This window comes from Pseudomonas sp. GW821-FHT01E10 (genome assembly GCF_059422365.1).
The window spans coordinates 1-22,151 of record NZ_JBWKWT010000014.1 but is presented as its reverse complement, the minus strand read 5'-3'; the positions used below and the strand labels follow the sequence as shown (position 1 = coordinate 22,151).

Genomic DNA, 22,151 nt, shown 5'->3' with positions numbered 1-22,151 from the left:
CACGGTGCGTGGCCAGAGGTGATTGAATAACAAGAATTCTGGTCGGGGCAGCCTGTGTGCGCCTAGACTTCGCCGGTCTTCTGTTCAGGAACAACCCGTGACCTCGATCTTCTGGTACGACTACGAAACCACTGGCATCAACCCCCGTTGCGACCGTCCGTTGCAAGTGGCGGGGATTCGCACTGACTTCGATCTCAATGAAATAGACGAGCCGGTTAATCTCTACTGCCAGCCCAGTGACGACATCCTGCCGCATCCGGCAGCCTGCGCGATCACCGGTATCACGCCTGGCCTTCTGGCCGAGCAAGGTTTGAGCGAAGCCGATTTCATGACACGGGTTCATGCCCAGCTCGCCCTGCCCGGCACTTGTGGGGCAGGGTACAACACGCTGCGTTTCGACGACGAGATGACCCGTTACAGCCTGTATCGAAACTTTTTCGACCCCTACGCACGGGAGTGGCAGGGCGGCAACAGCCGCTGGGACCTGATCGACATCGTGCGCGCGGCTTATGCGTTGCGTCCCGATGGCTTCGTCTGGCCCACGGATGACGAAGGGCGGGTGACGCTCAAGCTCGAACGCCTGACCGCCGCCAATGGCATCGATCACGGAAATGCCCACGAGGCGCTATCGGATGTTCGCGCCACAATCGCCCTGGCGCGTCTGATTCGTGAAAAACAGCCGAAGTTGTATGACTGGCTGTTTCAGTTGCGCAGCAAACAAAAGGTGATGGACCAGATTCGGCTGTTGCAGCCGATGGTGCACATTTCCGGGCGCTTTTCGGCGGCCCGCCATTATGTCGGCGTGGTACTGCCACTGGCCTGGCATCCACGCAATCGCAACGCGCTGATTGTCTGTGACCTGCACCTGGACCCTCAGGGGCTGCTCGATCTGGATACCGAAACCTTGCGTCAGCGGCTTTATACACGCCGTGACGATCTGGCCGAAGGCGAACTGCCCGTGCCGCTCAAGCTCATACACATCAACAAGTGCCCGGTCGTGGCGCCGTTATCGGTACTTCGTCCCGAAGATCAGCAACGTTTGGGGCTGGACATGGCGCTCTATCAGGAACGGGCGCTGCGGCTAAGTGCCGCACAACAACTTTGGCAAGATAAAGTCTCGGGAGTTTATGCCCGCGAGGATTTCGCCGCGAGCCTGGACCCCGAGCAACAGTTATACGACGGTTTTATCGGCGATCGGGATCGGCGTCTATGTGAGCAAGTCAGAGCCGCCGACCCTGCGCAATTAGCACAAGAGCAGTGGCCTTTCGATGATGAACGTTTGCCCGAATTATTGTTTCGTTATCGCGCACGCAACTTTCCGGATACGTTGAGCCTGGAAGAGCAAGAACGCTGGCGAATATTTTGTCAGCAGCGTTTGTCCGTGCCGGAGTGGGGCGCTCCCAATACGCTGGAAAGTTTTCTGACAGCTGCCGCCCAATTGACGATTAGTCCTACATCGTTTCAGCAAGAGGTTCTGGATGAATGGCAGATTCATGTCCAGGCATTACGCAAACGTTTGAATATTTGAAAACGAAAATGACTTGCGATTGAATTCCGGGCATAAAAAAACGCCAGCATTTGCTGGCGTTCTTTTGGTCGCGGATCAGTCTGCGACGTGCTTGCGGCTTAGCCCAGCAGGGTAGCCCAGCCTTCAACCACATCACCGCCCCACTTGGCTTTCCACTCTTTCAGAGTTTTGTGGTTGCCACCTTTGGTTTCGATGACTTCGCCGTTGTGCGGGTTTTTGTATTGTTTAACTTTGCGAGCACGCTTGGTGCCAGTAGTTTTTACTGCGCCGCCACGTGGAGCCTTGGTTTTGGACTCTGGATCCAATAGGGCAATGATGTCACGCAGGGATTTGGAGTATTCGCCCATCAGGGTGCGCAATTTGCCTTCGAATTCCAGCTCGGTTTGCAGTTTGTCGTCTTGGGACAGGTTCTTCAAACGGGCTTGCAGCTCTTTGATAGCTTCTTCGGTGGCGCGATATTCGTTGATCAAGGACATGAGGACTACCTTATGTTGGCGCTGGATGACAGGGTGACAGTGCGACAATAATAGTCAGGGTGTTTCATCAAGTAAACATTTAACCGAAGTTTTACTTAAATTAGTTGCGGTGAATAGGACACACATTGGAGAGGCAGTTAAATAGCGTCACAAATATTCACAGTTAACCTCTTGAAGGCTGGCTACAAGAGCACCATGCACTGGCGTATGGCACCGCCGGAACCTGTGCCGATGACCGCAATCCGCAGCCGCGCGTCATCAATACTGCAGTTTTGCTGCGCAATCGCTAGAATGGCGGCCTTTGCGAAGTTCTGGAGTTTCCCCCTCATGCGCACTTTTCGGCTGGTGATTGCTTGCCCGGACCGCGTCGGTATCGTTGCTAAAGTCAGTAACTTTCTGGCGTCACATAACGGCTGGATCACTGAAGCGAGCCATCACTCGGACAATCAGAGTGGCTGGTTCTTCATGCGTCACGAAATTCGTGCCGATTCGCTGCCTTTCGGTATCGAAGCCTTTCGCGAAGCGTTTGCACCGATTGCCCAAGAGTTCTCGATGGACTGGCGCATCACCGACACCGAGCAGAAGAAGCGCGTGGTGTTGATGGCCAGCCGTGAGTCCCATTGCCTGGCTGACTTGTTGCACCGCTGGCACAGCGACGAACTGGACTGCGAAATCGCCTGCGTGATTTCCAACCATGACGATTTGCGCAGCATGGTCGAGTGGCACGGTATTCCTTACTACCATGTACCGGTCAACCCGCAGGACAAGGAACCGGCCTTCGCCGAAGTCTCGCGCCTGGTCAAACAGCACGACGCCGAAGTGGTGGTACTTGCTCGTTACATGCAGATTCTGCCGCCCGACTTGTGCAGCGAATATGCCCACAAAGTCATCAACATTCACCATAGCTTCCTGCCGTCGTTCGTCGGCGCCAAGCCGTATCATCAGGCTTCGATGCGCGGTGTGAAGTTGATCGGTGCCACTTGCCACTATGTCACCGAAGAGTTGGACGCCGGTCCGATCATCGAGCAGGACGTGGTGCGTGTCAGCCACAGCGACAGTATTGAAGACATGGTGCGCTTCGGTCGTGACGTCGAGAAAATGGTGCTGGCCCGTGGTCTGCGTTATCACCTGGAAGACCGGGTGTTGGTGCACGGCAACAAAACCGTCGTGTTCTGACAACCATACGGTTGAAATCCGAAGGGCCTGGGCGTTCAATCGCTTCAGGCCCTTCGCCGTTTCTGCACCGAGGACATGACCATGGCCGATCCGCTGGATAAAGCCGTTTCCAAGGCGCCCGCCACATTGGGCGAGGGCTGTTTGAGCCGCTACGATCCGGACGACCTGAGCCCCGAAGACGGCACGGAGTTTCCCGGCGCCGCCGAGTTGTGGGAGCAGTTGCAGGACGATTCTGAAGATACAGCCGGTGGTGCCTGAAAAGCCCCTGTGGGGATCTTTAAGCTTGCTTGAACTTCATCAACTTCTTCAGCAATGGCCGCCCGAGCATCAGCAGAAACACCGGGCCACCGATCACCAGATAGAAGTAATAAGTCACCGTCCGCCAGATCAGAATCGCTGCCGCCGCGGTGGATTTCCCTACCATCGGCGCCAGCAGCGCCGCCGATGTCAGTTCCGCCGCCCCGGCACCGCCCGGCAACAGACTGAATTGCCCCGCACTCAATGACAGCATCTGGATCAGAAAGCACCAGGCCCATTGCAAGTCCACGCCCAGCCCGCGTAACGCCAGATACAGCACGCTATACCGCAAGACCCAATGCAGACAGGTCAGGGCAAACACCGTGATCAATGTTTGAAAGGGTAACTTCAGTGTGTCGGTGAATGCCGCCAGGAAGTGCAGGAGCTTTCGCGCCCAACGAAGCCGGGTCGCTTCCTTGACATTGAAACGGGCGAGCAACCGACCACTCAGGCGAATCAGCGAACGGTGGCAGCGAGCCATCAATACACAGCTGAACAGCCCGCCGAACAACGAGATGGCGCTGACCGTCAGCATCCATTCCAGGCGCTGACTGAGGTGCTGGAACAGTGCATAAATCAGAATCGCGCTCAGCGCGCAGAGAAAAAACAGCAAGTCGCTCAACTGGTCCATGGCGAACACGGCGCTGCCCCTGGCCGGCCGCACGCCGTGGCGCGCCAACAGGGCCATGATGGTCAGCGGTCCACCACTGCCGCCGGGGGTGGCGCAGTAGGCGAACTCGGCGGACATCACCACCCCGAGGCTTTTGAGTCGGCTCACCTTGTCACGCTGATCGCCCAGCAACAGGCGCAAGCGCAGGGTGTTGAGCACCCAGCACAACAGGATCATGCCGAACATGATCAGCAGCCATTCCAGCGGGAAGCGTTGCAACCGCGACCATGTCTCGCCGCCGCCCAGCAACGCCGGGATGAGCACCGCAGCGAGCAGCGCGATGACCAGCAGAATTCCCCGGCTCATGCTGCGCGACCGATGGGGTCGCGTTGCAGTTTCAACCAACCGGCCTTGGTCATCGGCACACGGCCCTCGTCGAGCAAGCGCTTGAGCGTTTGCAGCCAATATTGACGCGAGAACTCATGGCGCATGTCCACCGGGTGCAAGCCGAGACGAATCACCGGCGCCTGGCGCCAGCGCTGTTCGCGCTGATCGCTGACGATTTTCGACAGGCCACGGCGCCAGGCGCTGCGTGCGCTCCAGACCAGGCCTGGGGCATCGATCGCAGTGAAATCCGGCAAACGATACAGGTGCTGCGAATCGCTGGTGTAGCGCAGCGGTAACTGACGCAACGCCTGACGGGTGCCTTCGCTCATCAGCCAGGCGGGGGCGACAAAGCCTTCGAGCGGCCAGTTGTAGCGATGGAATACCTCGATTCCGGCGCGCAGGCGGGCGAGGGCGGCGTCTAGAGGCAGGTCATAGAACTCGCCTTCATGGGTATAGATCCTGCGCATGAACCAGTCTTGGGGAGTGGTGGGAATCGGCCCTTCATCGCAATGGTAGTAACCGTGCAGTACCAGTTCGTCGCCGCGAGCGACGCGACGGCTCAGCAAACGTCGAAACTCCGGATGTGCGTCAAGGTCGTCATGTTTGTGGAAATTCGGCACCACCAGCCAGGTCATCGGCACTGTACCCAATGCGTCGACGGCTTCGACGAAGGCCTGGTAATCGGGCCAGGTCTGCGGTGCAACGTCGTGTAGCACCAATAACAGACTGGGTGTGTTCATGGGCTCAGCCATTGGCGATCAGCGGCCATTGCGTGCCGAGTACGGCGTGATAGTGCCCCAGCAGGCTGTGGACCACGGTGTCCCAGGCGTAATGTTGCTCGACATGCCGTCGGGCCTGTTTGCCCAACGCGGCGCTGCCTTGGCTGAACAGTTCGCGAACGGTGTTGGCCATCGCCACTGGATTGTTCGGCGCGCAGAGCAAGCCGCATTGATCGGTGACAATCTCCCGGAAAGCCCCGGCCGCCACGGCCACCACGGGAATGCCACTGGCCATGGCTTCGAGAACCACCAGGCCAAAGGTTTCCTGGTCGCCGGCATGCACCAGCGCGTCGGCGCTGGCCATCAGGCGTGCGACTTGCGCTGCCGGGCAGAATTCATCGAGGACGGTGACATTGCGCGGCACCAGGGTCGGCATCGACGAGCCCACCAGCAGCAAGTGGTAGCGACGACCCAGGCGTTTCATGCAGTTGAGCAGCACCGGCAGGTTTTTTTCCTTGGAGCCACGGCCGGCGAAGATCAGCAGGTGAGTGTTTTCATCGATGCCCAATTCGGCCCGCAGGCCTGGATCCCGAACGCTGGGGTTGAACGTTTGCAGGTCGACGCCCAGGGGCTGTACGAAAACGTTCTTCACCCCTAACCCGATCAGTTTGTCGGCCATGACCTGGCTTGGCGCCAGAACCCGGTCGAAGTTGCCGTAGAGCTTGCTGACATAAGCCTCGACATTGGGTGTAACCCAGTTGCCCATGCGATTGCTGACCAGCATCGGCAGGTCGGAGTGATAAAAACCGATTACCGGCACATCGAGTTGTCGCTTGGCGTCCAAAGCGGCCCAGGCGGTCAGGTAAGGGTCGCCGACTTCAATCAGATCGGGTTGTAAATCTCGCAGAACATTGCGCCACGGCCCGAGACGGAGGGGGAAGCGATAACCCTTGCCGAAGGGCAGGGCGGGGGCCGGAACCGTATAGACACCATCCTGTTCACTCAAATGCGCCCCTGGGATCAGCAGGCTATGGCAAATGCCGGGTTTGATGCCCAAACGACGGTGCTTGGCATCCAGATACGTGCGCACGCCACCGCTGGCAGGGGCGTAGAACATGGTTATGTCAGCGATATGCACGATGAACATCCCTCCGGGTTCGATGTGCTCCCTTTGGTTGACCTATATGAAGGATAGATGTTCGGTTGGGTTTTGCGGCGATGCCGAGGGCTTTGGACTGTTGTGTGGCGAGGGAGCGTGCTCCCGCTCGGCTGCGAAGCAGTCGTAAAATCAGCTGGTGTGTTCAATCTGACACACCTTCAATCCCGATTTTTGGGTCGCTTTGCGACCCAGCGGGAGCAAGCTCCCTCGCCACAGCGTCTGTGATCAGACGCTAGATACGGAAACTGCCTACCAATTGCTTCAATCGAGAAGCCTGTTGCTCAAGGTCCGAGCACGCCCGCAGGGTCGATTGCAGGTTTTCCACGCCTTCCTGGTTCAGCGTGTTGATCTCGGTGATGTCCACATTGATCGACTCCACCACTGCCGTCTGTTCCTCGGTCGCCGTGGCCACCGACTGGTTCATGCCGTCGATTTCGCCGATGCGCAACGTCACGCTGTTCAGGCGCTCGCCCGCCAGGTTGGCGATTTCCACGCTGTCCTGGCTGTGGCGCTGGCTGTCGCTCATGGTGCTGACGGATTCGCGGGCGCCGACTTGCAGCTCCTCGATCATGGTCTGCACCTGTTGCGCCGACTCCTGTGTGCGGTGCGCCAGGTTGCGCACCTCGTCGGCCACCACGGCAAAACCGCGCCCGGCTTCACCGGCCCGCGCTGCTTCGATGGCGGCGTTGAGCGCCAGCAGGTTGGTTTGCTGGGAAATGCTGGTGATCACTTCGAGAATCTGCCCGATGTTCACGGTTTTGCTGTTCAGCGATTCGATGTTGGTGCTCGAAGCGCTGAGCATGCTCGACAGCTGATTCATCGCGGCAATGCTGCGATCCACCACTTGCTGGCCGTCTTCGGCCAGGCTGCGGGCATCGCTGGCCTGATTCGATGCCTGGGCGGCGTTACGGGCGATTTCCTGAGCCGCGGCGCCGAGCTGGTTGATGGCCGCGGCGACGCTGCTGGTGCGCGAAGCTTGCTGGTCGGAGTTGAACATCGACGAGTTCGAGGCCGCCACCACCCGCAAGGCCACTTCGTTGACCTGGCCGGTGGCCGAGGACACTTCGCGGATCGATGTATGAATTCGCTCCACGAAACGATTGAACGCCGTGCCAAGGACGCCGAATTCGTCCTGATTCTGGATGGTCAGGCGTTTGGTCAGGTCGCCTTCACCGTCGGCGATGTCTTCCATGGCGCGGGTCATCACGTGCAGCGGCTGGATCAGCAGGCGGATCAGCATGCCCAGCAAGCCAATGATGATGGCCACTGCAATCAGGGTCGCGATGATCGCCGAGGTGCGGAATTCGCTGAGCATGGAGAAGGCTTTGTCCTTGTCCACCGACAGGCCGATGTACCAGTTGACCGAGGACAGTCCCTTGATCGGGGTGAAGGTCACGATGCGGGTTTTGCCGTCGACTTCGATCTCGCTCGGCTTATTACCGATGACGGGCGTGTCTTGTGGGTAGACGTCCTTGAGGTTTTTCATCGCCAGCGTTTTGTCCGGGTGGACCAGGATCTTGCCGTCGGCGCTGACCAGGAACGCATAGCCCATGCCGTCGAAGTCCAGCGCGTTGAGGCTGTCGGTGATCGCTTGCAGGCTCAGGTCGCCACCGACCACACCGATGTTCTGACCGTCCTTGAGAACGCTGTCGACGATGGAAATCACCAACTGGCCAGACGCCAGGTCGATGTAAGGTTCGGTCAAGGCTGACCCGCTGGTGCTTTGCGCGCTCTTGTACCAAGGGCGGACGCGAGGGTCATAGCCGTCGGGCATCTTGCTGTCCGGACGGATAATGAAGGTGCCATCCTTGTTGCCCAGGTAGGCACCCATGAAGGTCGATGTGACAGCCTTCTGTTCCAGCAGTTTGGCGACGTTGTCGGTCTCGGCGTTCAGGGCAACGGTCTGTGACAGGTTTTCGATCAACAGGCTACGACCCGCCAGCCAGGTCTGAATGTTCTTGGCGGTGACGTTACCCATTTCTTGCAGGTAGTTGTCCAGGTCGCGGCGTATCGCATTGCGCTGCAAATAGTCGTTGTACAGTGTGAACGAAGCGAATGCGGCGATAACGATCAGGGCGGCGGCAAGCAGTATTTTATGGCTGAAGCGCAGGTTTTTATTCATGGCTTGGGGTCCGCTAGGTCTTAATGTCCAGGGCGTGCTTTTATAAAGGCACGCAAATTGGGCAGTGTTGAAAGTAAGCTGATAGTTCCGTCTCTCCTTAGGGAATTACCGACGCTATTTTCAGTCTGGTCTCTCGGTTGTTATCGGCCATGCAGGATCAAAGATTAACCATGGGTGACAAAATGCCTGACTCATCGCAACTCGTTATCGGCGCTGACCTCGCTGGCCAGCCAATCGCCCAGGCCATGCGCCTGGCGAACCGTCACGGTTTGGTAGCGGGCGCTACCGGGACCGGTAAAACCGTTACGTTGCAGCGCCTGGCCGAAGCGTTCAGCGATGCAGGCGTGGCGGTGTTCGCGGCGGATATCAAAGGCGACTTGTGCGGCCTGGGCGCCGCCGGTAACCCTCAAGGCAAGGTCGCGGAGCGGATCGCCGGCATGCCCTGGCTGAACCATAAGCCTCAGGCGTATCCGGTAACCCTGTGGGATATTCACGGTCAGTCCGGTCATCCATTGCGTACCACCTTGAGCGAAATGGGGCCGTTGCTGCTCGGCAGCCTGCTGGAGCTGACCGACAGTCAGCAGTCGGCACTTTATGCCGCGTTCAAGGTGGCCGACCGCGAAGGGCTGTTGCTGCTGGATTTGAAGGATTTGAAGGCGCTGCTCAATCATCTGCGCGATAACCCCGAATTGCTGGGCGATGACGCCGCGCTGATGACCACCGGTTCCAGCCAGGCACTGTTGCGCCGTTTGGCGACGCTGGAACAGCAGGGCGCCGAAGCGTTGTTCGGTGAACCGGCACTGCAACTGGAAGATATTTTGCAGCCGGCGATGGACGGTCGCGGGCGCATCCACTTGCTCGACGCCAGCCGTCTGGTGCACGAAGCACCGAAGGTCTACGCGACGTTCCTGCTGTGGTTGCTGGCTGAATTGTTCGAGCAACTGCCGGAACGCGGCGATGCCGATAAACCGCTGCTGGCGCTGTTTTTCGACGAGGCGCACTTGTTGTTCGCCGGTACGCCCAAGGCGTTGCAGGATCGTCTGGAACAAGTGGTGCGGCTGATCCGTTCGAAAGGCGTGGGCGTGTATTTCGTCACCCAATCGCCGGGGGACTTACCGGATGATGTGCTGGCTCAGTTGGGCCTGCGTGTTCAGCATGGCTTGCGCGCGTTCACCGCCAAAGAGCAGAAATCCCTGCGTGCAGTGGCCGAGGGCTTCCGGCCGAACCCGGCATTTGATGCCTTGTCGGTGTTGACTGAGCTGGGCATCGGCGAGGCATTGGTCGGCACCTTGCAGGACAAGGGCACGCCGGAGATGGTCCAGCGTGTACTGGTCGCACCGCCGCAATCGCGGATCGGGCCGCTGACCGAGACTGAGCGCACGGTGCTGATTGCCGGTTCGCCGTTTAAAGGGCGATATGACAAACCGGTTGATCGCGAATCGGCCTATGAAGTGCTGATGGGGCGCAAGGGGTTGGCGCCGGAGCCTGAAACCGCGCCGGGCAAACCTGCCCCCGAAGAGCCGAGTTTCACCGAACAGGCTGGGGAATTCCTCGGTACGGCCGCAGGACAGGCGCTTAAATCGGCGATGCGACAGGCGGCCAATCAATTGGGCCGACAACTGGTACGCGGGTTGATGGGGTCATTGCTTGGGGGCAGTAAGCGCCGCTAGCGAGTGTACGCAGTCAAAATGTGGGAGCGGCGGTGTGGCGCTCCCACATTAAATTTGAGTCAGGATTTAGGTTTTGCGTGCGCCGCAAGGCGCTCCAGCGCCGCCCTTAGATTCGGGTCGGTAATCCCGTCAGCCGTCGCCTGAATGGTCGCCGCGGCATCCGTCGACAAATCCATGGTATGCCCAGCCGCTCCTTGCTGAACGGTCGGTGGCTGCACCTTGAACAGGATCCGCGTCAGGCTGGCGAACTCGTCGAACAGCTGTAACTGGCGTTGCAGACGCTTTTGTTGATAACGCAGGCGGGTGGCCCAGTGACCGTCGGTGACAATCAGCAATAAACTGCCTTCGCGCCACGACGCCACATGGCAATGCTCGCGGGCGGCCGGTTGCAGCTGGCTTTCCACCAGACGTTGCAAATGACCCAGGCGTTGAGCGTGGCCAAAGATGGCTTTCAGCGGTTTGGCTTCGCGAAGCAGAACGGCGGGTGCTCTGGCCGTGAGAGGGCGAAATGCCATGATCGAACACCTGAAGTAACAGAATGGCCATGGTAACAGAAAGCACCCGCTGGTCCCGACCCATTGCTTTACGAGCGCTTTACCCATTAAATCAACGAGTAACTTGTACCCTCAATGGGTTGAAGTTCAGTAAAAAGCCCTTATTTTAAGTGAGCCCCGTCATAGCGCAGTGCATGCATCGTGGAACAACGCCACTTTCCTCACCATCGTTTCCGGGTAGAATGCTCGTTCGCATGCGGCCATGAGGGCTGCACGGGCGACTCACGGGGCCGCCCTCCATCCCTTTAGTGTGGAAGATCCTGCCGATATGTTTGCGCCTTTGTTAAAGAAACTTTTTGGAAGCAAGAACGAGCGTGAAGTCAAACGCATGCTCAAGACGGTGCAGCTCGTCAATGCCTTCGAAGAGCAAATGGTGGCCCTTTCGGACGATCAATTGCGTGCCAAGACCAACGAGTTCAAGGCCCGCCTCGCCAAAGGGGAAACCCTCGACAAGCTGCTGCCAGAAGCCTTTGCGGTCGCCCGCGAAGCCGGTAAGCGCGTCATGGGTATGCGCCACTTCGATGTCCAGCTGATCGGCGGCATGACCTTGCATGAAGGCATGATCGCGGAAATGCGTACCGGTGAAGGCAAGACCCTGGTGGCAACACTGGGCGTTTACCTCAACGCGCTGTCCGGCAAGGGCGTGCACGTTGTGACGGTGAACGACTACCTGGCCCGTCGTGACGCCAACTGGATGCGTCCGCTCTACGAATTCCTTGGCATGACGGTCGGCGTGGTCACGCCATTCCAGCCGCCGGAAGAGAAGCGCGCCGCTTACGCCGCCGACATCACCTACGGCACCAATAACGAATTCGGTTTCGACTACTTGCGCGACAACATGGCGTTCAGCATGGAAGAAAAATTCCAGCGCGAACTCAATTTTGCCGTGATCGACGAAGTCGACTCCATCCTCATCGACGAAGCCCGTACCCCGCTGATCATCTCCGGTCAGGCCGAGGACAGCTCCAAGCTGTACATCGAGATCAACAAACTGATCCCGCAGCTTGAATTGCACATCGAGGAAGTCGAAGGGGAAGTCACCAAGGCCGGCCATTACACCATCGACGAGAAGACCCGTCAGGTCGAACTCAACGAAGCCGGTCACCAGTTCATCGAAGAAATGCTCACCCGCGTCGGCCTGCTGGCTGAAGGCGAGAGCCTGTATTCGGCGCATAACCTGGGCTTGCTGACTCACGTCTATGCCGGCCTGCGTGCGCACAAACTGTTCCATCGCAATGTCGAGTACATCGTGCAGGACGGTCAGGTGGTGCTGGTCGACGAACACACCGGCCGTACCATGCCGGGTCGCCGTTTGTCCGAAGGTCTGCACCAGGCCATCGAAGCCAAGGAAAACCTGAACATCCAGGCCGAGAGCCAGACCCTGGCGTCGACCACGTTCCAGAACTACTTCCGTCTGTACAACAAGCTGTCCGGCATGACCGGTACCGCGGACACCGAAGCGTTCGAATTCCATCAGATCTATGGCCTGCAGGTCATGGTCATCCCGCCGAACAAGCCGTTGGCGCGTAAAGACTACAACGACCTGGTGTTCCTGACCGCCGAAGAGAAATACGCGGCGATCATCGGCGACATCAAGGAGTGCATGGCTCAGGGCCGTCCAGTGCTGGTGGGTACCGCCACCATCGAAACGTCCGAGCACATGTCCGGCCTGCTTCAGAAGGAAGGCATCGAACACAAGGTTCTGAACGCCAAGTTCCACGAAAAAGAAGCCGAAATCATCGCTCAGGCCGGTCGTCCGGGTGCACTGACCATCGCCACCAACATGGCCGGTCGTGGTACCGACATCCTGTTGGGCGGCAACTGGGAAGTGGAAGTGGCTTCGCTGGAAGACCCGACCCCTGAGCAGATTGCCCAGATCAAGGCCGACTGGCAGAAGCGTCACCAGCAAGTGCTGGAGTCGGGCGGCTTGCAGGTGATCGCTTCCGAGCGTCACGAATCGCGTCGTATCGACAACCAGTTGCGCGGTCGTGCCGGTCGTCAGGGCGACGCCGGTTCCAGCCGTTTCTACCTGTCGCTGGAAGACAGCCTGATGCGCATCTTCGCCTCTGACCGGGTGAAGAACTTCATGAAGGCGCTGGGCATGCAGTCCGGTGAAGCGATCGAGCACCGCATGGTGACCAACGCCATCGAGAAGGCTCAGCGCAAGGTTGAAGGCCGCAACTTCGACATCCGTAAGCAGCTGCTTGAGTTCGACGACGTCAACAACGAACAACGTAAAGTGATCTATCACATGCGTAACAGTTTGTTGGCCGCCGACAACATTGGCGAAACCATTGCCGATTTCCGTCAGGACGTGCTCAACGCAACCGTCAGCGCACACATTCCGCCACAATCGCTGCCTGAGCAGTGGGACGTGTCCGGTCTGGAAGCGGCGTTGCAGAGCGACTTCGGTGTGGCGCTGCCGATCCAGCAATGGCTCGACGAAGACGACCACCTGTACGAAGAAACCCTGCGTGAGAAGCTGCTCAACGAACTGATCGCCGCGTACAACGAGAAAGAAGACCAGGCCGGTGCCGAAGCACTGCGCTCCTTCGAGAAGCAAATCGTACTGCGCGTGCTCGACGACCTGTGGAAAGACCACCTGTCGACCATGGATCACCTGCGTCACGGCATTCACTTGCGTGGTTATGCGCAGAAGAACCCGAAGCAAGAGTACAAGCGCGAGTCCTTCACCTTGTTCTCCGAGCTGCTGGATTCGATCAAGCGCGACTCGATTCGTGTGCTGTCGCACGTTCAGGTGCGCCGCGAAGATCCGGAAGCCGAAGAGCAACGTCTGCGTCAGGAAGCCGAGGCGCTGGCTGCGCGCATGCAGTTCCAGCACGACGAAGCGCCTGGCCTGGAGCAACCGGAAGTGTTGGGTGAAGAGATCGATGTAGCTCTCGCCACCGCACCGGTTCGCAACGAGCAGAAGCTGGGCCGTAACGAGCTGTGCTACTGCGGCTCGGGCAAGAAGTACAAGCATTGCCACGGGCAGATCCAGTAAACCCCGTTTCAAACGCTGAAATACCCGCGCCGCGACCGGCTTCTGCCGTCGCGGCGTTTTGCCATTTAAACCACCGTCCATCGCACTGACGGTGACAACATTTTTTAAGGAGCGCATTCATGGCTGTTGGTCTTGGTCCTTTGCCAACGTTGCACCCGGTTGCCGGTTTTGAACTCGGTATCGCCTCGGCCGGTATCAAGCGCCCGGGGCGCAAGGATGTCGTGGTCATGCGCTGTGCCGAAGGTTCCACCGTGGCGGGCGTGTTCACCCTGAACGCCTTTTGCGCCGCTCCCGTGATCCTGGCCAAGCAACGCGTGCAAGGTCCGGCACGTTACCTGCTGACCAACACCGGCAATGCCAACGCCGGCACCGGCGAACCAGGCCTGGCCGCCGCCGAGCGCACCTGCGCCAAGCTGGCCGAGCTGACCGGCGTTGATGCCAGCCTGGTGCTGCCGTATTCCACCGGCGTGATCGGCGAACCGCTGCCGGTCGAGAAAATCGAAGGCGCGTTGCAAGCTGCCCTCGATGATTTGTCGGAAAACAACTGGGAAGCTGCCGCCACCGGCATCATGACCACCGACACTCTACCCAAGGGCGCCAGCCGTCAGTTCCAGCATGACGGCGTGACCATCACTGTCACCGGCATCAGCAAAGGCGCGGGCATGATTCGCCCGAACATGGCGACCATGCTCGGTTACATCGCCACAGACGCCAAAGTCTCCCGCGAGGTGCTGCAAAACCTGCTGCTGGACGGCGCCAACAAGTCGTTCAACCGCATCACCATCGACGGCGACACCTCGACTAACGACTGCTGCATGCTGATCGCCACCGGCAAGGCCGCACTGCCGGAAATCACCCGTGCCGAAGGCGAGCTGTTCGCCAAGTTGAAACAAGCGGTATTCGAAGTGTGCATGGACGTGGCCCAGGCCATCGTGCGTGACGGCGAAGGCGCGACCAAGTTCGTCACCGTTGAAGTCAACGGCGGCGGCAATCACCAGGAATGCCTGGACGTCGGTTACACCGTGGCCCACTCGCCGCTGATCAAGACTGCGCTGTTCGCCTCCGACCCGAACTGGGGCCGCATCCTGGCCGCTGTAGGCCGTGCCGGTGTACCGAACCTGGACGTGAGCAAGATCGACGTATTCCTTGGCGAGGTGTGCATCGCCAGCCGTGGCGCGCGTTCTGCCACCTACACCGAAGCCCAGGGCGCGGCGGTGATGCAGCAGGAAGAAATCACCATCCGCATCGAGCTGGGTCGCGGCGATTGCAGCGAAACCATCTGGACCACCGACCTGTCCCACGAATACGTGAAGATCAACGCCGAGTACCGCACGTAAGACAGATCGCTTTCGCGGGCAAACCTCGTTCCTACAGGTCACACCACCTGTAGGGCCGAGCGGTGCGGCGATCCGACTTGCCCACGAAGACGGACCACCAGACGCTAAAGATTCTGGCTTGTACTCTTACCAAAAGGCGCCCGAACATGAGCCTCCACCTGATCATCGGCGACAAACTGTATTCTTCCTGGTCCCTGCGCGCCGCGCTGGCCCTCGACCTGACCGGCGCGTCCTACACCGAAGAACTGATCAAGCTGAACCAGCCGGACACCCGCGCACGCGTGCTCAAGCATTCGCCGACCGGGAAAGTCCCGCTGCTGAAAAGCGAACACGGCACCATCGCCGATTCGCTGGCGATTGCCGAGTACCTGGCCGAGCAATTCCCCGATGCCGGCCTCTGGCCCAAAGACACCGCCGCCCGCGCCCAAGCGCGTTCGGCTTGCGCGCAGATGCACAGCGGTTTCTTCGCCATGCGCGGCAACATGCCGTTCGACCTGAGCCACAATGCGCCGTTGTTGCCGACTCCGCCTGACGTTCAGGCCGAGATCGAGCGCATGCTGGCGTTGTGGGCTGAATGTCGTGCGGCCGCGACTGAAGCCGGCCCGTTCCTGTTCGGTGGCGCGACCCTGGCCGATGCGTTTTTCGCACCGATCGCCGTCCGCCTGCGCACCTATCAAGTGAAGCTGCCCGAGGTCGATGCAGCCTATGTCGAAACCATTTACCAATGGCCAGCTTTCAAGGCCTGGCAGAAGGCAGGTCTGGAGGAGGTCGGGCAGTGAAACGAGTACACGTGGCCGCGGCGGTTATCCGCGATAGCAACGGCAAGATCCTCATCGCCCGGCGTGCCGACACCCAGCATCAGGGCGGCTTGTGGGAGTTCCCCGGTGGCAAGGTCGAGGATAACGAATCCGTCGAAACCGCCCTGGCCCGCGAGCTTCACGAAGAGTTGGGCATTGTGGTCAATACCGCGCGACCGTTGATCAAGGTTCGCCACGACTACCCGGACAAGCAGGTGTTGCTGGATGTCTGGGAAGTCTCGGCGTTTACCGGCGAACCCCATGGTGCCGAAGGTCAGCCTTTGGCCTGGGTGACTGCGCGGGAACTGCTGGACTACGAGTTTCCAGCCGCCAACCAGCCGATCGTCGCGGCAGCACGCTTGCCTGGCGAGTACCTGATCACCCCGGACGGTCTGGAAACCCCGGCCTTGCTGCGCGGTATTCAGAAAGCCATCGCGGGCGGCATCAAGCTGATTCAGTTGCGTGCGCCCAATGGCTATGACCCGCAATACCGCGATTTGGCGGTGGACGCGGCAGGGCTGTGTGCCGGCAAGGCGCAGTTGATGATCAAGGGGCCGTTTGAATGGCTGGGGGACTTTCCGTCCGCCGGCTGGCACATCACTGCCGCGCAGTTGCGCAAGTACGCGGCGGCCGGCCGACCGCTACCGGCGTCGCGCTGGTTGGCGGCGTCCTGCCACAACGCTGAAGAGCTGGCGCTGGCCGAGCAGATGGGCGTGGACTTTGTGACCCTGTCGCCGGTGCAGCCGACCCAGACGCACCCGGATGCTCAGCCGCTGGGTTGGGAGCTGGCGTCGACTTTGATCGAAGGCTTCAGCAAACCGGTGTTCTTGTTGGGTGGTGTTGGCCCGGTAGAGCGGCAGAAAGCCTGGGAAGCGGGCGCGCAAGGTGTGGCGGGGATTCGGGCGTTCTGGCCTGAGGCTTGATTTGCAGTGCTGTGATCATTCCCACGCTCCGCGTGGGAATGATCAGTCGATCAGTTTGAAGGTTTCGCCGCAGGCTGCCATAAAATCTCGGCAATCCCCTGGCGCTTGGCAATCAACCGTGCCGCCACAAACAACAAATCCGACAACCGATTGATATACGCCAGGCCCACCCCGGCCAACGGTTCGATCGTATTCAACTGCTGACACCGGCGTTCGGCACTACGCGCCAGGCTGCGGCACACGTGGGCCTGGGCAATCAGCGCCGAACCGCCGGGCAGAATGAAATTCTCCAGCGGCCCCAGCTCTTCATTCCACACATCAATGGCCGCTTCCAGCCGTTCGATTTCTGCCGTGTTCAGTGCCTGATACACCGGCATGGCCAGTTCGCCACCGAGGTCGAACAACCGATGCTGGCAGGGCGCCAATACCTCGATCACTTCGCCAAGTCCGGGAAACTCGCCACTTTGCGCGGCCAACCCGGCCAACAGCACGCCCACCTGGCTGTTCAGCGTATCGACCTCGCCAATGGCCTCGATTCGCGGATGGTCCTTGGGCACCCGGCGGCCGTCACCAAGCCCGGTTTCGCCTTTGTCACCGGTGCGGGTGTAAATCTTCGACAAACGAAAGCCCATGGTTACCTCGACAGCTGATTGAGTTCTTGAGAGTTCACCGCAGTGCCCGACAAAGGCAGGCGCAAGGTGAAGCAAGTGCCTTGGCCCGGCGTCGATTGCACTTCCATCTGGCCCTTGTGGTTGTTGGTGATGATGAAATACGAAACCGAGAGCCCAAGGCCGGTGCCCTGACCGATTTCCTTGGTGGTGAAGAACGGCTCGAACGTGCGTTTGCGCACGCTTTCGCTCATGCCGATGCCGTTGTCCTCGACCTGGATTTCCGCCCACGGCGGATTCAGTTTTGTGCGCAGAATGATCCGCCCCGGTTCGCGGTCGTCTGTACGCTGGTGAATGGCTTGCGCAGCGTTTTTCAGCAGGTTGAGCAGCACCTGTTCCAGTTCGTTGGCGGTGCCGGGTACCGGGCCCAGCGCCGGATCGAACTGGCGAATGATCGCCTGGCCCTTGAAGTCGAAGCCAATGGCCAGGTCGAAGTCGTTGCCGGCGATTTCCACCGCTTGATCGATCAGTGCCGGCAGGTCGCATGGTGCCATTTGCCGAGTGCTGCGGCGGCTGAAGCTGAGCATGTGGGTCACGATCTTCGCCGCCCGGGCGCCAGCCTGCTGAATGCCGTCGAGCAGCTGCGGTACTTCACGCGCTTTCAGGTACTTATTGACCGTTTCCAGTTCGATGCCCATTTGCTCGGCCTGTTCGAGGTTCTTCGGCAGGTCGGGGGACAGACGTCGACGAATGTTCTGCACATTGTGCAGGATTGCGCCCAGCGGGTTGTTGATCTCATGGGCCATACCGGCGGCGAGGCCGCCGACCGAGAGCATTTTTTCCGACTGCACCATCATCTCTTCCAGGGACAGACGCTGGGTGATGTCGTCGATCCGGATGACCACGCCACGTCCGGCACCGCCCATCAACGGGTAGAACGTCAGGGCGTAATGCCGGGGCTCGTCGTCCTTGGGCCAGGTAACGCGTTCGATCTTGGCCACCGTATGCTGCTCGACGGTTTGCTTGAGCTGCGGCAGGAACGGCTTGAGGGGTTTGAAGGCGAGAAAGATCGGCTGGTTCAGGGCTTCGTCCAGGCGCGTGCCGGACAGTGCGCTGGCCTCCTGATTCCACTGGGTCACGTAAAGCTGCTCGTCGAGGGCGATCAGTGCCGATGGCATGGAGTCGATGATGCTGTTGAGGTAGTTCTGGAAACCGGTGAGTTTTTTCTCGATCTTGCTCCGCACCTGAACTTCCAGTTCCAGCTTGCGGTTGGTGTGACGGGTTTCTTCGGCCAGCCCCTGGGCCTGGTCGTAAGCCGCCTGGGAATCGTCGCGGGCGCGCTTGAGCTGCTGCTCCCGGGCCTCGATGCGCGAGAGCATGGTGTTGAACGCTTCGGCGAGGCTGCCGATTTCGTCGTGGTTGCCGCGAGAGGCGCGCAGGGCGTAGTTCTCTTCCCGGGTGACTTGCCGGGACAGCTCTTCGAGCTGATGGATGGGGCGGGTAATCAGGCGTTTGATCTGCCGGGCGATCACCAGCCACAACAGCACGCTGAAGATCAGAATCCCCAGGCTGGCGGTCAGGGTCCCGGTGTAGAACGCCATCGGCAATTCGCTGCTGGCCACCAGCAGCAAATGCCCGGGAGCGGTGCCGGGGCGGGGCAGGGTGATCACTTGATTGCTGCGAAACTCCGTGGCTTGCCAGGCTTCGAGGTGCTGGTAGTGCTCTGGCAGGCTCAGCATGTCGCCGTGTTGCAGCTGCGCCAGACGCGTACCCGTGCCGTCGTAAAGGGCTGCCGCACGCAGTGGTGAATAACTGTTGAGTTCGTTGAGCAGGCGTTCGGCGTTTTGCGGCGACTTCAGGGCGTCGGACACCAGGCTCGGGTTGGACACCAGTCGGCCGATGGTCTGCAGGGCCTGGGGGGCCATGCTTTCCTGGGAGATGTAATACGCGGCGCTGATAAAGGTCAGGTTGGCGACCAGCAAAACGGTGGTCAACAGCACCAGCAGGGCGGCCAGCAGTTTCTGGCCGACCGGAAGGTTTTCAAGGCGCTGGCGCAATGGCATCAGGTTCATCGCTGAAAAGGAACAAGTGGCCAGCGTAGCCGCTGCTCAGTCGCTGGGCAATCCAAGGCTGTGCAGATGATCGATCAAGCGCTGCTGCAATTGATTGAGGTGGGGCAGGTTCAACTGATGCCGCGACGCAACTTTGCAGGCATGGCCCAAGAGGTAGCTGATTTCGGTGCGGCGCTGATTGGCGACATCCTGGTACATCGAGGAGAAATTGGTCGCGGTAGCCTTGATCACCCGTTCGACTTCCTCCCGGAGGTTTTCGGCTGCCGCCGGCTGGCCGCAGCGCTCCAGCAGTTCGGTGAGTTCGGCGCACAGGGTGGCCACTTCGCACTGATGTTGCTGCAAACCGCCGTTGCGGCATTCGTGCAGGACGGTCAACGGGTTGATTGCACAATTGAGCGCCAGCTTGCGCCACAGCCTTGTGAGAATGTCGGTGCTCCACTCATGGGGAATGCCGGCGTCGCTCAAGTCCTCCAGCCAGAACGGTGCCACTGGATGGCCGGCATCTCCCAGCCAGGTGTAACCATGACCGGCAAACACCACACGCCAGTCGCCATCGCGAAACGCGCCTTCGGTACTGGAAGCGAAGATGCAGCGGGCATGCGGGACTTGCGCGGCGACGGCGTCCTGGCTGCCAAGGCCGTTTTGCAACAGGATCAGTTCGGCGTCCGGTGTCAGGCGGTGGGCGAGCTGGGCCACGGCTGTTACGGCGTCATAGGCTTTACAGGCTACCAGCAGACGGCTGATCGGCCCGTCGCTGTCGGCTGTTTCGCCAGGCACCGGGTACAGCTGCGCTTCGCCGTGCTCGACCAGCGTCAGCCCGCCCGCCGCCTGATAGGCCTGCAGGCGTGCCGCGTCCCGTACGATCAGCCTGACCGGCACTGAAGCCCGTGCCAGACGGGTGGCCCACAACGTGCCGAGGCTGCCGGCGCCCAGAACATGCCAAGGGGTAGACATCAGCTTTTTACTCGGTTTGTCGCTGGCATGTGAGGCTCGCAGTATCGGTTGGAAAAGACCCGTTATAATGAGCCCGATTTTAACCGCAAGCCAAGCGCGCTCCATCGTTATCGAGCGCGCCTTTTTATTGGAGAAATTACATGCCGTCGTTCGACGTGGTATCCGAACTGGACAAACACGAAGTCACCAACGCGGTCGAGAACGCCGTCAAGGAACTCGATCGTCGTTATGACCTGAAAGGCAAGGGCAGCTTCGAGTTCAAGGAAAAAGACCTGACCGTCAACCTGACCGCTGAAGCCGATTTCCAGCTCGAAGCGATGATCGAGATCCTCAAGCTGGCCCTGGTCAAGCGCAAGATCGACGTGCAATGCCTTGAAGTCAAGGATGCCTATGCGTCGGGCAAGCTGATGAAGCAGGAAGCGGTCCTCAAGGAAGGCATCGACAAAGAGCTGGCGAAGAAAATTGTCGCTCACGTCAAAGATGCCAAGCTCAAGGTCCAGGCTGCCATTCAGGGTGAGCAGGTGCGTATCACCGGTAAAAAGCGTGACGATCTGCAGGAAGCCATCGCCGCCCTGCGCGCCAAAACTTTCGACATGCCGCTGCAGTTCAATAACTTCCGCGACTGATCTTTCAAGCGGGAACCTCTCGGCGATTTCGACGTCCGAGGCCCAAGCAACGGCAGAAACGACCGAGCCTTATGGGGTCGGTCTTTCTGCCGCTCATTTTTTGCGTGCCGGGCAGCCGGAAATCAGGAGAAAGTAGATGGATTTGAATACTGAAGTGGACAACCTGGTCAAGGCATCTCAAGCCTGGATTCCGATGATCATGGAATACGGCAGCCGCGTGTTGCTGGCGGTGATCACCCTGGCCATTGGCTGGTGGCTGATCAACAAAGTTACGCAAAAACTGGGCGGCCTGTTGGCGTTGCGCAACGCCGACCTGGCGCTGCAAGGCTTCATCAGCAGCCTGGCGAACATCATTCTCAAGGTTCTGTTGATCGTCAGCGTGGCGTCGATGATCGGTGTGGAAACCACCTCCTTCGTCGCGGCTATCGGTGCAGCCGGCCTGGCCATCGGTCTGGCCCTGCAGGGCAGCCTGGCGAATTTCGCCGGCGGCGTGTTGATTCTGTTGTTCCGTCCGTTCCGTATCGGTGACTGGATCGAAGCCCAAGGTGTTGCCGGTACTGTCGACAGCATCCAGATCTTCCATACTGTTCTGCGCACAGGCGATAACAAAACCATCATCGTGCCTAACGGTAATCTGTCGAATGGCATCATCACCAACACCAACCGCCAGCCGACCCGCAAAGTAGTATTTGATGTGGGTGTGGACTACGAAGCGGACTTGCAGAAGGCTCGTGAAGTGTTGCTGGAGCTGGCCAAGGATCCGCGAGTATTGGCTGAGCCGGCACCGGAAGCGGTGATTTCCACACTGGGCGACAGTTCAATTACTGTTTCCCTGCGCGTGTGGGTGAAAACCGCTGACTATTGGAATGTGATGTTCATGTTCAATGAGCATTCGCGCGATCGCTTGAAGACTGCCGGCATCGATATTCCATTTCCGCAGCGGGTTATTCGCGTGGTGCAGGAATCGGCGGCGGTGTAAGGAACAGTCAATCAACTGATGTCTGACCTTTTGGTCAAACATTTTGCAAGCCCCGATCCTTTAAACAATGCTGTAGTGTCTAGTCCTGAAATAGGTTTACACCTGTTTCACCCTCAAAACGCCCGATGCACCGCATCGGGCGTTTTGCATTTC

Annotated in this window: 19 protein-coding genes and 1 pseudogene; 10 read left to right on the top strand and 10 right to left on the bottom strand. The window is 59.5% G+C overall.

The window, feature by feature from the left end:
• Nucleotides 1–97: 97 nt before the first annotated feature.
• Complete coding sequence (gene sbcB, locus AC07V0_RS21795; RefSeq protein ID WP_086944493.1) at nt 98–1,528, top strand: exodeoxyribonuclease I; 1,431 nt, start codon at nt 98–100, stop codon at nt 1,526–1,528.
• A 98-nt stretch (nt 1,529–1,626) separates the two neighbouring features.
• On the opposite strand, the gene mvaT is transcribed toward sbcB, so the two are convergent.
• Nucleotides 1,627–2,004, bottom strand: coding sequence for a histone-like nucleoid-structuring protein MvaT (gene mvaT / locus AC07V0_RS21790; protein ID WP_007933316.1), 378 nt, complete (start codon nt 2,002–2,004; stop codon nt 1,627–1,629).
• A gap of 327 nt (nt 2,005–2,331) precedes the next feature.
• On the opposite strand from mvaT, the gene purU reads away from it, so the two are divergent.
• Nucleotides 2,332–3,180 (top strand): formyltetrahydrofolate deformylase, encoded by an 849-nt coding sequence (gene purU / locus AC07V0_RS21785; protein WP_018926525.1) that lies wholly within the window; start codon nt 2,332–2,334, stop codon nt 3,178–3,180.
• Nucleotides 3,181–3,261: 81 nt separating this feature from the next.
• Nucleotides 3,262–3,438: a hypothetical protein gene (locus tag AC07V0_RS21780; RefSeq protein WP_173861182.1), complete on the top strand. Its 177-nt coding sequence runs from the start codon at nt 3,262–3,264 to the stop codon at nt 3,436–3,438.
• 19 nt (nt 3,439–3,457) lie between these two features.
• Here AC07V0_RS21780 and gpgF read toward each other — a convergent pair whose 3' ends face one another.
• The 5 genes and pseudogenes from gpgF to AC07V0_RS21755 form a co-directional block, all read right to left on the bottom strand.
• Nucleotides 3,458–4,453 carry a glucosaminyl phosphatidylglycerol flippase gene (gene gpgF / locus AC07V0_RS21775; RefSeq protein WP_086944494.1) on the bottom strand — a complete coding sequence of 332 codons (996 nt, stop codon included), beginning with the start codon at nt 4,451–4,453 and terminating at the stop codon, nt 3,458–3,460.
• Nucleotides 4,450–5,226 (bottom strand): N-acetylglucosaminyl phosphatidylglycerol deacetylase, encoded by a 777-nt coding sequence (gpgD, locus tag AC07V0_RS21770; RefSeq protein ID WP_192351699.1) that lies wholly within the window; start codon nt 5,224–5,226, stop codon nt 4,450–4,452. The genes gpgF and gpgD overlap by 4 nt, the downstream gene beginning before the upstream one ends.
• Nucleotides 5,219–6,340, bottom strand: a complete 1,122-nt coding sequence (gpgS, locus tag AC07V0_RS21765) for an N-acetylglucosaminyl phosphatidylglycerol synthase (RefSeq protein ID WP_086944495.1) — start codon at nt 6,338–6,340, stop codon at nt 5,219–5,221. The genes gpgD and gpgS overlap by 8 nt, the downstream gene beginning before the upstream one ends.
• Nucleotides 6,341–6,584: 244 nt before the next feature.
• Nucleotides 6,585–7,349: a methyl-accepting chemotaxis protein gene (locus AC07V0_RS21760; RefSeq protein ID WP_425439644.1), complete on the bottom strand. Its 765-nt coding sequence runs from the start codon at nt 7,347–7,349 to the stop codon at nt 6,585–6,587.
• A gap of 93 nt (nt 7,350–7,442) precedes the next feature.
• Nucleotides 7,443–8,474: pseudogene (locus tag AC07V0_RS21755) on the bottom strand (HAMP domain-containing protein); the annotation flags it as partial.
• A 182-nt stretch (nt 8,475–8,656) separates the two neighbouring features.
• Here AC07V0_RS21755 and AC07V0_RS21750 point away from each other — a divergent pair.
• Entirely contained in the window at nt 8,657–10,144 is a 1,488-nt protein-coding gene (locus AC07V0_RS21750) for a helicase HerA-like domain-containing protein (protein ID WP_064621202.1), read from the top strand.
• Between the two features lie 59 nt (nt 10,145–10,203).
• On the opposite strand, the gene AC07V0_RS21745 is transcribed toward AC07V0_RS21750, so the two are convergent.
• Nucleotides 10,204–10,659, bottom strand: coding sequence for a DUF721 domain-containing protein (locus tag AC07V0_RS21745; RefSeq protein ID WP_018926518.1), 456 nt, complete (start codon nt 10,657–10,659; stop codon nt 10,204–10,206).
• 307 nt (nt 10,660–10,966) lie between these two features.
• Here AC07V0_RS21745 and secA point away from each other — a divergent pair, with 307 nt between their 5' ends.
• The 4 genes from secA to AC07V0_RS21725 all read left to right on the top strand — a co-directional run bounded on the left by secA (nt 10,967) and on the right by AC07V0_RS21725 (nt 16,759).
• On the top strand, nt 10,967–13,702 hold the full coding sequence (gene secA / locus AC07V0_RS21740; RefSeq protein WP_018926517.1) for a preprotein translocase subunit SecA: 2,736 nt from the start codon (nt 10,967–10,969) through the stop codon (nt 13,700–13,702).
• A gap of 119 nt (nt 13,703–13,821) precedes the next feature.
• Nucleotides 13,822–15,039, top strand: a complete 1,218-nt coding sequence (gene argJ / locus AC07V0_RS21735) for a bifunctional glutamate N-acetyltransferase/amino-acid acetyltransferase ArgJ (protein WP_192351701.1) — start codon at nt 13,822–13,824, stop codon at nt 15,037–15,039.
• A 146-nt stretch (nt 15,040–15,185) separates the two neighbouring features.
• Entirely contained in the window at nt 15,186–15,818 is a 633-nt protein-coding gene (locus AC07V0_RS21730; protein WP_019581491.1) for a glutathione S-transferase family protein, read from the top strand.
• Complete coding sequence (locus AC07V0_RS21725) at nt 15,815–16,759, top strand: Nudix family hydrolase (protein WP_018926514.1); 945 nt, start codon at nt 15,815–15,817, stop codon at nt 16,757–16,759. Before AC07V0_RS21730 ends, AC07V0_RS21725 begins: the two co-directional genes overlap by 4 nt.
• 50 nt (nt 16,760–16,809) lie before the next feature.
• Here the strand turns inward: AC07V0_RS21725 and AC07V0_RS21720 are convergent, their stop codons facing one another.
• The 3 genes from AC07V0_RS21720 to AC07V0_RS21710 are packed head-to-tail and all read right to left on the bottom strand — an operon-like array spanning nt 16,810 to nt 20,393.
• Nucleotides 16,810–17,391: a cob(I)yrinic acid a,c-diamide adenosyltransferase gene (locus AC07V0_RS21720; RefSeq protein WP_018926513.1), complete on the bottom strand. Its 582-nt coding sequence runs from the start codon at nt 17,389–17,391 to the stop codon at nt 16,810–16,812.
• A gap of 2 nt (nt 17,392–17,393) precedes the next feature.
• A complete protein-coding gene (locus tag AC07V0_RS21715) occupies nt 17,394–19,430 on the bottom strand; it encodes a sensor histidine kinase (RefSeq protein ID WP_064621203.1) in 2,037 nt (678 codons plus the stop codon).
• Nucleotides 19,431–19,475: 45 nt separating this feature from the next.
• Nucleotides 19,476–20,393 carry a putative 2-dehydropantoate 2-reductase gene (locus AC07V0_RS21710; protein ID WP_086944496.1) on the bottom strand — a complete coding sequence of 306 codons (918 nt, stop codon included), beginning with the start codon at nt 20,391–20,393 and terminating at the stop codon, nt 19,476–19,478.
• A 140-nt stretch (nt 20,394–20,533) separates the two neighbouring features.
• On the opposite strand from AC07V0_RS21710, the gene AC07V0_RS21705 reads away from it, so the two are divergent.
• Both AC07V0_RS21705 and AC07V0_RS21700 read left to right on the top strand, forming a co-directional pair.
• Nucleotides 20,534–21,019: a YajQ family cyclic di-GMP-binding protein gene (locus AC07V0_RS21705; RefSeq protein ID WP_018926510.1), complete on the top strand. Its 486-nt coding sequence runs from the start codon at nt 20,534–20,536 to the stop codon at nt 21,017–21,019.
• Between the two features lie 136 nt (nt 21,020–21,155).
• Nucleotides 21,156–21,998 (top strand): mechanosensitive ion channel family protein, encoded by an 843-nt coding sequence (locus tag AC07V0_RS21700; protein WP_086944497.1) that lies wholly within the window; start codon nt 21,156–21,158, stop codon nt 21,996–21,998.
• Nucleotides 21,999–22,151: the final 153 nt, after the last annotated feature.